General features: G+C 69.0%; 7 protein-coding genes and 2 pseudogenes. 6 read left to right on the top strand and 3 right to left on the bottom strand.

Annotation, left to right across the window (positions count from 1 at the left end; all coding sequences use genetic code 11):
• Both gspL and BAY1663_RS20995 read left to right on the top strand, forming a co-directional pair.
• Window positions 1–633 (top strand): type II secretion system protein GspL (gspL, locus tag BAY1663_RS21000; protein WP_037044661.1); only part of this gene is annotated, 633 nt, incomplete at its 5' end.
• Between the two features lie 2 nt (window positions 634–635).
• Complete coding sequence (locus tag BAY1663_RS20995; protein WP_037044659.1) at window positions 636–1,148, top strand: type II secretion system protein M; 513 nt, start codon at window positions 636–638, stop codon at window positions 1,146–1,148.
• 180 nt (window positions 1,149–1,328) lie between these two features.
• Here BAY1663_RS20995 and BAY1663_RS20990 read toward each other — a convergent pair whose 3' ends face one another.
• The 3 genes and pseudogenes from BAY1663_RS20990 to BAY1663_RS20980 form a co-directional block, all read right to left on the bottom strand.
• Window positions 1,329–2,732, bottom strand: coding sequence for an aminoacyl-tRNA deacylase and HDOD domain-containing protein (locus tag BAY1663_RS20990; RefSeq protein WP_037044657.1), 1,404 nt, complete (start codon window positions 2,730–2,732; stop codon window positions 1,329–1,331).
• A 75-nt stretch (window positions 2,733–2,807) separates the two neighbouring features.
• A pseudogene (recG, locus tag BAY1663_RS20985) lies at window positions 2,808–4,879 on the bottom strand (ATP-dependent DNA helicase RecG).
• A 4-nt stretch (window positions 4,880–4,883) separates the two neighbouring features.
• Window positions 4,884–5,804 (bottom strand): hydrogen peroxide-inducible genes activator, encoded by a 921-nt coding sequence (locus BAY1663_RS20980; protein ID WP_037044655.1) that lies wholly within the window; start codon window positions 5,802–5,804, stop codon window positions 4,884–4,886.
• A 140-nt stretch (window positions 5,805–5,944) separates the two neighbouring features.
• Here BAY1663_RS20980 and BAY1663_RS20975 point away from each other — a divergent pair.
• From BAY1663_RS20975 to BAY1663_RS20960, 4 genes and pseudogenes are all read left to right on the top strand, one after another.
• Window positions 5,945–6,801: pseudogene (locus BAY1663_RS20975) on the top strand (NAD-dependent epimerase/dehydratase family protein).
• A 328-nt stretch (window positions 6,802–7,129) separates the two neighbouring features.
• Window positions 7,130–8,302, top strand: a complete 1,173-nt coding sequence (locus BAY1663_RS20970; RefSeq protein WP_037044653.1) for a zinc-dependent alcohol dehydrogenase — start codon at window positions 7,130–7,132, stop codon at window positions 8,300–8,302.
• Between the two features lie 33 nt (window positions 8,303–8,335).
• A complete protein-coding gene (locus BAY1663_RS20965; protein ID WP_037044650.1) occupies window positions 8,336–8,854 on the top strand; it encodes a hypothetical protein in 519 nt (172 codons plus the stop codon).
• A 151-nt stretch (window positions 8,855–9,005) separates the two neighbouring features.
• Window positions 9,006–9,567, top strand: a 562-nt coding sequence (locus BAY1663_RS20960; RefSeq protein ID WP_037044647.1) for an AEC family transporter, incomplete at its 3' end; no start/stop codon positions are given.

Genomic DNA, 9,567 nt, shown 5'->3' with positions numbered 1-9,567 from the left:
CTGGCCGGGCACTGCCCGCCACCCTGGCATGCCCAGGGCAGCGAGGCCGAGCCGCCGGTGCCGCTGGAGGATTACCGGCAACTGGACGAGCCCTACGCCTTCCTCGCCGGCCATCGCGCCGCCGCGGTCAACCTGGCCCAGGGCGACTTCGCCGTGGCGGTCGGCAACACCGGCCTCGGCTACTGGAAGCCGCTGTTCGCCGTCGCCGGGCTGATCCTGCTGCTGCAGCTGGGCTTCAACCTCGGCCAGGCCTGGTATTTCCAGCGTCAGGGCGACGCCTATGCCGAGGCCAGCCTGGCGCTGTATCGCGAGCTGTTTCCCGAGGACCTGCGCATCGTCAACCTGCGCGCCCAGTTCGACGATCACCTGGCCCAGCGCAGCGGCGGCCAGGCCGGCCTGCTGCGTCTGCTCGAACATACCGCCGGCGCGCTGGAGGACGGCATCCCGGTGAACGTCGATCAGCTCGACTACAACCAGGATCGCGGCGACCTCGCCCTGCAGGTACGGGCGATGGACTTCGCCACCCTGGAAACGCTGCGCCGGCGTCTGGGCGAAACCGGGCAGAGCGTGCAGCTGGGCTCGGCCAGCCGCGAAGGCGACGGCGTGAGTGCCCGGGTAGTGATCGGAGGCTGACGATGAATCTCAAGCAACAACTGGCCGTGCGCCTCGCCGACTCGCCGCTATGGCAGCGCTGGCAACGCCTGGCGCCGCGCGAGCGCCTGGCGCTGAGCCTGCTCGGCGTCTTTCTCGTCGCGGTGTCGTTCTCTCTCGGCCTGTGGCTGCCGGCGCAGCGCCAGGCGGCCGAGGCCCGGCTCTACTACCAGCAGCAGCGCGAGCTCCATGCCCATCTGGTGCAGAACACCGAACTGGCGCGGCAGATGGCGCGCAGCAATCGCGTCGAGCTGGCGCCGGAGCAGCTGCAGGGCGTGGTCACGCAGAGTGCGCAGCAGGGCAACCTGCTGATCGAAAGCTTCGACAACGGCAGCGACGGCAGCCTGCAGGTCAGCCTGCCCGGCGCGTCCTACGCACTGCTGCTGCGCTGGTTCGACGAGCTGCAGGGCCAGGGCGTGAGCATCGCCGAGGCCAGCCTGGAGCGCGCCGGCGAGGGGCTGGTGAATGCCCGGGTGAGTTTTCGCGCGGGGATCTAGTGGGCGTTGGGGGCGCGGAGCGCACCTTGCACAAGCGTCTCGTGGCAACGCGCTGCGTGCGGCAGCGTAGGACGGGCGGGGACGCCGAGTTCATGCCCGCGCAGCGGACACTGTAAAAGCTTCGCGGGCAAGCCCGCTCCTACAGGACTCCGGTGTGCGCACTGGTCCGGCGAAACGCCGTCAGTGCGGCGTATTGAACTGCAGCGCCAGCGCGCGCAGGGCGGCTTCGGCGGCCAGCACCTTGGTCACCGCTTCGTCGGCCTTCTCGCGGCTGATGCCGAGGCGCTCGAACAGCTGTTGGGGAATCTCGCAGCCCGGCCCGCTGCCGATGCCGCGGTTGTGCAGCAGGCGTACCGCCAGGCAGACCAGATTCGGGTAGGCGAAGTCCTCGCCATCGTAGTTCGGGTCGCTCTGGAAGCGCAGGGCGGCGGCGAGCTCCTCGGGCATGCCCCACAAGCGCATCAGCCAGGCGCCGATCTGTTCGCGGGTGATGCCCAGCAGGTGCTGCTCGATATGGCTGTGGCCCAGGTGCGGGTTGGCTTCCAGGTGCCGGCAGAGCAGCGAGAAATGCGGCGGAAAGACGTGCGCCAGGACCAGGTAGCCGAAGCTGTGCAGCAGTCCGGCCAGGTAGCTCAGGCCCGGCTCGGGGCGCCGTTCGCGGGGAATCGCGCGGGTCAGGCCTTCGATCACCGCGGCGGTGTAGATCGCCTGCTGCCAGTAGGGTGTGGCGTCCTGCGGCTTGTCCTTGGGCAGGCTCAGGGTCTTGCCCAGGGCCAGGCCGAGGGCGAGGTTGATCACCAGGTCGAAGCCCAGCACGCGGACGATGGCGTCCTCCACCGAGCGGATGCGCCCCGGCGCGGCGTAGTAGGGCGAGGCGGCCCAGCTGATCACCTGGGCGGCCAGCGCCGGGTCGGTTTCCACCACGCCGGTGATGTCGTCCACGGTGGCATCGGGGTTGACCCGCAGCTTGATGATCTTCTGCGCGGTATGCGACAGCGGCGGGATCTCGATGGTCTCTTCCAGGCGCTGCTGGATGCGCCGCGCGGTGAAGCTCTGCACCGCCTGGCTGATTTCCGCACGGTCGTCGTCCGGGCGGTCCAGGTTCGGCCGGATGCCGCTCAGCGGCACGGCGAACTGGCCGGCGCTGGCCTTGCTCAGCATGCGCTTGAAGTCGCCGCTGGCGACTTCCACCAGCAGGCCCGGCTGGCCGGATTCGAGCAGCAGCCGTGGCTGCTCCAGCAGGCGCTCTTCGTACAGGCAGGGCGAGCTGGTCACCGCGGGCAGGCCCGGCAGAACGCTCAGGGCGTGATTGCCGAGCATGCGCGCCAGGCGCTCCGGCTTGACCGCCGCCAGCGTGCGGCCGGTCAGTTCGGTGAGGCGGGCGAGGTCGAGCAGGTGGTCCTGGGGAAACAGCACCAGCATCGCGCCGATGCTGTCGTCCAGCAGCACCGCCTGCACGCGCTGGGCGACCGGAAAACCGGGGCGGTTGCGCTGGATCTGGTAGCTCACGCCGAGGTCTTTCAACAGTTTGGTGATCAGGAGCGGCAGTTCGGAGCAGCTCTCGGTGTCGACAGCAGAATTCATGAGCGGGTCCGTCGTGGTGACCTGCCGGAGTATAGCCAAGGCCTCAAGCCTGGGGCTTCCGGCGACGAGTGGTTGTCATACCTGGCCATACTCCTGGCCATGGCGCAGCAGCGTTCGAGCAGCGGGCTGACGTGCTGCGGCCAGTGTGCCAGCAGTTGCTGTGCCGCGTCGCGTACTGCCGGCAAGAGATCGGCATCGCGCATCAGATCGGCGACCTTGAACTGCAGCAGGCCGGTCTGGCGGGTGCCGAGCATTTCGCCGGGGCCGCGCAGTTCCAGATCCTTCTCGGCGATCAGGAAGCCGTCGCAGGTCTCGCGCATGATCGCCAGGCGCTCACGGCCCAGCTGCGACAGCGGCGCATGGTAGAGCAGCACGCAATGGCTGGCCGTGCTGCCGCGGCCGACCCGCCCGCGCAGCTGGTGCAGTTGGGCCAGGCCCAGGCGTTCGGGGTTCTCGATGATCATCAGGCTGGCGTTGGGCACGTCGACACCCACCTCGATCACCGTGGTGGCGACCAGCAGCTGCAGTTCGCCGCGCTTGAAGCGCTCCATCACCTCGGCCTTCTCGGCCGGTTTCATGCGTCCGTGGATCAGGCCGACGCGCAGGCCGGCCAGCGCCGCCGAAAGGTCGTCGAAGGTGGTCTCGGCGGCCTGGCAGGTGAGCTCCTCGGATTCCTCGATCAGCGTGCACACCCAGTAGGCCTGGCGCCCCTCGTTGCAGGCGATGCGCACCCGCTCGATGACTTCCAGGCGGCGGCTGTCGGCGATCACCAGGGTGTTCACCGGGGTGCGTCCGGGCGGCAGTTCGTCGAGGATCGAGGTGTCGAGGTCGGCATAGGCGCTCATCGCCAGGGTGCGCGGGATCGGCGTGGCGGTCATGATCAGCTGGTGCGGGCAGAGCCGGCCGTCGATGCCTTTCTGGCGCAGGGCCAGGCGCTGCTGCACGCCGAAGCGGTGCTGCTCGTCGATGATCACCAGGGCGAGGTTGCGAAATTGCACCTCGTCCTGGAACAGCGCATGGGTGCCGACCACCATCGGGCAGCCGTCGGCGATGCGTTCCAGCGCCGCGGCGCGGGCCTTGCCCTTGAGCTTGCCGGCCAGCCAGGCGACCTCGATGCCGAGCGGTTCGAGCCACTTGCCGAAGTTGAGGAAGTGCTGCTCGGCAAGGATCTCGGTGGGCGCCATCAGCGCCACCTGGTAACCGGCCTCCAGCGCCTGCAGCGCGGCGAGCGCGGCGACCACCGTCTTGCCGGCGCCGACGTCGCCCTGCACCAGGCGCAGCATCGGCTCGTCCTGGGCCAGGTCGTAGGCGATCTCGGCGCCGACCCGCTGCTGCGCGCCGGTGGGGGCGAAGCCGAGGTTGGCGAGAAAGCGCTGCGGCAACTGCCGCGCCGGCGGCAACTGCGGTGCCTGCTGGGCGCGCACCTGCTCGCGCAGGCGCTGTAGCGACAGCTGGTGGGTCAGCAGTTCCTCGAAGGCCAGACGGTGCTGCGCCCAGTGGCGGCCCTCGGCGAGTTCTTCCAGGTTGGCGTCGGCCGGCGGTCGGTGCAGGTAGCGGATCGCCTGGTCCAGCGGCCCGAGCCGATAGTCGCGGGCCAGTTCGGCGGGCAGCCAGTCCGGCAGGCTGTGCGGGCCGAGGCGGCTCAGTGCCTGCTGGCTGAGGCTGCGCAGGCGCTGCTGGGTCAGGCCCTCGGTGGTCGGGTAGATCGGCGTCAGGGTCTGCTCCACCGGCGGTGGTTCGCCGCTCAGCGCGCGGTATTCCGGATGGTAGATCTCCAGCCCCGAGGCGCCGGGGCGCGCCTCGCCGTAGCAGCGCAGCTGGGTGCCGCGCTTGAGGGCGTCCTTCTGCGCCTGGCTGAAATGGTAGAAGCGCAGGCTGAGCGTGCCGCTGCCGTCCTGCAGGCGTACCAGCAGGCTGCGTCGGCGGCCCATGACCACGTCGGCGCCGACCACCACGCCCTCGATGACCGCGTCCTGGCCGGGGCGCAGCGCACCGATGGGCACCACGCGGGTGCGGTCCTGATAGCGCAGCGGCAGATGGAACAGCACGTCCTGCAGGGTTTCCAGGCCGACCCTGGCGAGCTTTTCGGCCAGGGCCGCACCGACGCCCTTGAGTGCGGTGACCGGAATGCTCGCCAGCTCGCTCATGGCCTCAGGCGCTGGCCGACGGCGGCTTGCCCACCGAGCACAGGCGGACGGAGTCGGCCAGCACCTCGATGGCCTTGGGCCGCGGGAAGCTGGCACGCCAGGCGATGGCCACGGTGCGGAACGGCACCGGCGGGGTCATCGGGCGGATTTCCAGCACTCCCGGGGCATAGTGATGGCTCTCCACCGCCGACAGCGGCAGGATCGACACGCCCAGGCCCGAGGCGACCATGTGGCGGATGGTTTCCAGCGAGCTGGACTCGACCGTGGTGTGGCTCGGCGCCTCGCCCTTGCGGGTGGTCGGGCAGGCTTCGAGCACCTGGTCGCGGAAGCAGTGGCCTTCGCCGAGCAGCAGCAGGCTCTTGTCGTTGAGCATCTCGGCGTCGATGGTCTTCTTCGCGGTCCAGGGATGCTCGGCCGGCATCAGCACGTAGAACGGCTCGTCGTAGAGCGGCTTGGTCAGCACGTCGGCTTCCTGGAACGGCAGCGCGATGATGATCGCGTCCAGCTCGCCGGTGCGCAGCTTGTCGCGCAGGATGTGGGTGAAGTTCTCTTCGATGTACAGCGGCATGTCCGGCGCCACGCGGTGCAGCTGCGGGATCAGGTGCGGGAACATGTAGGGCCCGACGGTGTAGATGGCGCCGACCTTCAGCGGCGCGGCCAGCTGGTTCTTGCCGACCTGAGCCAGCTCGCGGATGCTCTGCGCCTGCTCCAGCACCTTCTGCGCCTGGGTGACGATGCCCTCGCCCACCGGCGTCAGGCGCACGGCGCTCTTGGTGCGCTCGAAGATCAGTACACCGAGCTCGTCCTCGAGCTTCTTCACGCCGACCGAGAGGGTCGGCTGGCTGACGTGGCAGCGTTCGGCGGCGCGGCCGAAATGCTGTTCCTGGGCAAGGGTGACGATGTAGCGCAGTTCGGTCAGGGTCATAGTCAGCATCCATCAAGATACCGGCAAGCATAGCCTTTTGCGCAGCGCAGAACCAAGCGGCCAGGCATGCGCCGAAAGTCGCTACACTCGGCTCCAGGGAGCCCGCGCAGGCGGGCGCAATTTAGGGATGGAACGTGAAAATGCGCAGACACCTGTCCGTGTTGATCGCCGGTTGTGGCGATGTCGGCAGCCGCCTCGGCCTGCAGCTGAGCTGCGCCGGCTGGACGGTCTACGGGCTGCGGCGGCAGGCGGCGGACCTGCCGGTGCCGATCCTGCCGGTGGATGGCGATCTGGCCGACCCGATCTGCCCGCGCACCTGGCCCAACGGTGCGCTGGATTACCTGGTCTATGCCGCGGCCGCCACGCAGCACGACGAGGCGGGCTATCGCCAGGCCTATGTCGAAGGGCTGCGCAACGTGCTCGGCTGGTTGCAGCAGCATGGGCAGCGGCCGCGGCGCCTGCTGTTCGTCTCCAGCACTGGCGTCTACGCCCAGTGCGCCGGCGAATGGCTCGACGAGAATGCTCCCACCGAACCCGGCGGTTTCACCGGCCAGGTGATGCTCGAGGCCGAGCGCCTGGCGCTGGGCTGCGGCATGCCGGCGACGCGGGTACGCATGGGCGGCCTCTACGATCCGACCCGGCCCTGGCTGCAGAACCAGGTACGCGCCGGCCTGCGCGTCGATCGCGAGCCGCCGCAGTACAGCAACCGCATCCACCGCGACGATGCCGCCGGCCTGCTGGCCTTCCTGCTGCAGGCCGATGCCCGCGGCGAGGCGCTGGCCGACTGCTACCTCGGTGTCGACGATGACCCGGCGCCGCTGCACGAGGTGGTCGACTGGCTGCGCGAGCGGTTGGGCGTGAGCCACTGGGCCGAGCAAGCGGTGACCCGCCGGGCCGGCAGCAAGCGCTGCAGCAACGCGCGGCGCGGGCGCTGGGCTGGGTGCCGAAGTACCCCAGCTATCGCGACGGCTATGCCGCGGTCGGGCGGGATCGCTGAGCGCCTGCTCTCACGGCAGTCTGGGGGACACACCGCGTCCTTGCTGGCGCTTTACCGGGTCGCGATCTGCCGGGTATGAACGCGGATTGTCCTTTCGCCCCAGCGCGGTGTGCTGCTCGGACTGCACCCTGTTTGCTGCGCGACAGCGCGGCGTCGAAGGCGCACAGGCGCCGCCTGCGGATATGCAGTCCGTCGGCCGCCGGGCAACTCCGCGCGGGCGCTGCTTACTAAAAATCTGACAGCGCACGCCCTATGGAGGAGCGACAGCGAAGCCGTAAGGGAGAAGTACCGGGGCGGCGTTTCCGGACACCCGACCAGGAGATATCCCATGAGAGCGCTCCGCTGGCACGGCAAGCACGATATCCGCTGCGACGACCACGTTCCCGACCCACGCATCGAGGACCCGCGCGACGCCATCGTCAAGGTCAGTTCGTGCGCCATCTGCGGCTCCGACTTGCACCTGTACGACGGCTTCATGCCCGGCATGCAGCACGGCGACATCATGGGCCACGAGTTCATGGGCGAGGTGATGGAGGTCGGTTCGGCGAACAACAAGCTCAGGGTCGGCGACCGCGTGGTGGTGCCGTTCACCATCGTCTGCGGCGAATGTGACCAGTGCCGGCGCGGCAATTTCTCGGTATGCGAGCGCAGCAACCGCAACCGGGACATCGCCGACAAGGTCTTCGGCCACACCACCGCCGGGCTCTACGGCTACACCCATCTCACCGGCGGCTACCCCGGTGGCCAGGCCGAATACGTCCGCGTGCCCTATGCCGACGTCGGCCCGGTGGTGATTCCCGAGGGACTGAGCGACGAGCAGGTGTTGTTCCTCGGCGACATCCTGCCCACCGGCTGGCAGGCCGCGGCGCAGTGCGACATCCAACCCACCGATACCGTGGCGGTCTGGGGCGCCGGCCCGGTCGGCCAGTTCGCCGTGCGCAGCGCGGTGATGATGGGCGCCGAGCAGGTGATCTGCATCGACAACGTGCCCGAGCGGTTGTCCATGGCCCGCGCCGGCGGTGCCGTGACCATCGATTTCGACGACGAGAGCGTGGTCGAGCGCCTCGCCGAGCTGACCCAGGGCCGCGGTCCGGAAAAATGCATCGACTCGGTGGGCATGGAGGCGCACGCGGCGCGTTCGCTCGATTCGCTGTACGACCGCGCCAAGCAGGCGCTGATGCTGGAAACCGACCGTCCGCACGTGCTGCGCGAGATGATCTACGTCTGCCGTCCGGCCGGGATCATCTCGATTCCGGGCGTCTATGGCGGGCTGATCGACAAGATTCCGTTCGGCGCGGCGATGAACAAGGGGCTGACCTTCCGCATGGGCCAGACCCACGTCAACCGCTGGACCGACGACCTGCTCAGGCGCATCCAGGAAGGCCAGATCGACCCCAGTTTCGTCATCACCCACAGCGTCGGTCTGGAGCAGGGCCCGGCGATGTACAAGACCTTTCGCGACAAGCACGACGGCTGCATCAAGGTCGTGCTCAAGCCCTGATATCGGCCGGCCTGCGCCGAGCGAGGAGATTCCATGAGCATCCCACGTCAAGTCACCCATCCCAACCATCCGGCCCGTGCACTGGCGCGCGGGCTCGGCTGGTTCAGCGTCGGCCTGGGGCTGGCGCAATTATTGGCGCCGCAGCAGGTCGCGCGGTTCATCGGCATGCCGGGCAGCGAGGGCGCCGTGCGCGCCTGCGGCCTGCGCGAGATCGTCACCGGCGTCGGCCTGCTGTTGGCGGACGAGCCCCGGCCCTGGGTCTATGGCCGCATCGGCGGCGATGCGCTGGACCTGGCCGGCCTCGGCTGGAGCATCGAGCACGGCCAGGCACCGGCCAATGCGACCATCGCCGCGGGCGCGGTAGCCGGTGTCACCCTGCTGGATCTGGGGTGTGCCAAGGCCCTGGATGCCGAGCGGATACCGACCACCGAATGGGACTATGGCGATCGCAGCGGCTTTCCCGAGGCGGCGCAGGACATGCGCGGTCGCGTAGAAACCGAGTTCGCCGCCGCCCGCGCCGAGCCCAACGGCTATACGCAGCCATTGCATTGAGTGCTTGCGGGGCTTAAGTGCGCGAAGCGCATCCATGCGGGGCATGGCCTGGCTCTCGAACGGCGGGAATTTTTGCTAAGGTGGCCGGCCGTCCCGGTCGTTCGCCCCTCCATCGGGCTCAGCGACGATCATGCCTTGCAGATGAGAGCCCATGTCCTCGGTCGTCAACGTCGTCCTGCCCGTCTTCGCCCTGATTCTTCTCGGTTACCTGTGCCGCCGCACGGGTCGCATGGGGCCGACCGGCGCCTCCGAACTGAACCGCTTCGTCGTTTGGCTGGGGCTGCCGGCGCTGCTGTTCAACGTGGTCGCGACCTCGACCTGGGCACAGCTGTGGCAGCCGGGCTTCATTGCCGCCTTCTCCGTCGGCTGCCTCGGCGTGTTCGGCTTCACCCTCGGCTATCGGCTACTGCAGAAGCAACCGCTGGTCGACGCCAGCCTCGACGCGCTCGGCGCGTCCTACGCCAATACCGGCTATATCGGCATTCCGTTGTGCATGCTGGTGCTCGGTGACGAGGCGCTGCAGCCGGCGATGGTGGCATCGATCGTGGTGGTCTGCGTGCTCTTCGCCATCGCCCTGGCTTGCGTCGAGACCGGCCTGCACACCGGTCAGGGCTGCGCCCGCACGCTGGGCAAGGTCAGCGGCGCCCTGCTGCGCAACCCGCTGGTGGTGGCGCCGCTGCTCGGTGGGGTCTGGGCGGCCAGCGGGGCGAGCC

It is taken from the genome of Pseudomonas sp. BAY1663 (assembly GCF_000582595.1).
Lineage (GTDB): Bacteria > Pseudomonadota > Gammaproteobacteria > Pseudomonadales > Pseudomonadaceae > Stutzerimonas > Stutzerimonas stutzeri_AF.
This window is presented reverse-complemented; position numbering and strand designations above follow the sequence as displayed.

Excerpts from the sequence above, each read along its gene's own strand:
- BAY1663_RS20995 (WP_037044659.1), top strand. The coding sequence starts at position 636 with ATGAATCTCAAGCAACAACTGGCCGTGCGCCTCGCCGACTCGCCGCTA.
- BAY1663_RS20990 (WP_037044657.1), bottom strand. The coding sequence starts at position 2,732 with ATGAATTCTGCTGTCGACACCGAGAGCTGCTCCGAACTGCCGCTCCTG.
- BAY1663_RS20980 (WP_037044655.1), bottom strand. The coding sequence starts at position 5,804 with ATGACCCTGACCGAACTGCGCTACATCGTCACCCTTGCCCAGGAACAG.
- BAY1663_RS20970 (WP_037044653.1), top strand. The coding sequence starts at position 7,130 with ATGAGAGCGCTCCGCTGGCACGGCAAGCACGATATCCGCTGCGACGAC.
- BAY1663_RS20965 (WP_037044650.1), top strand. The coding sequence starts at position 8,336 with ATGAGCATCCCACGTCAAGTCACCCATCCCAACCATCCGGCCCGTGCA.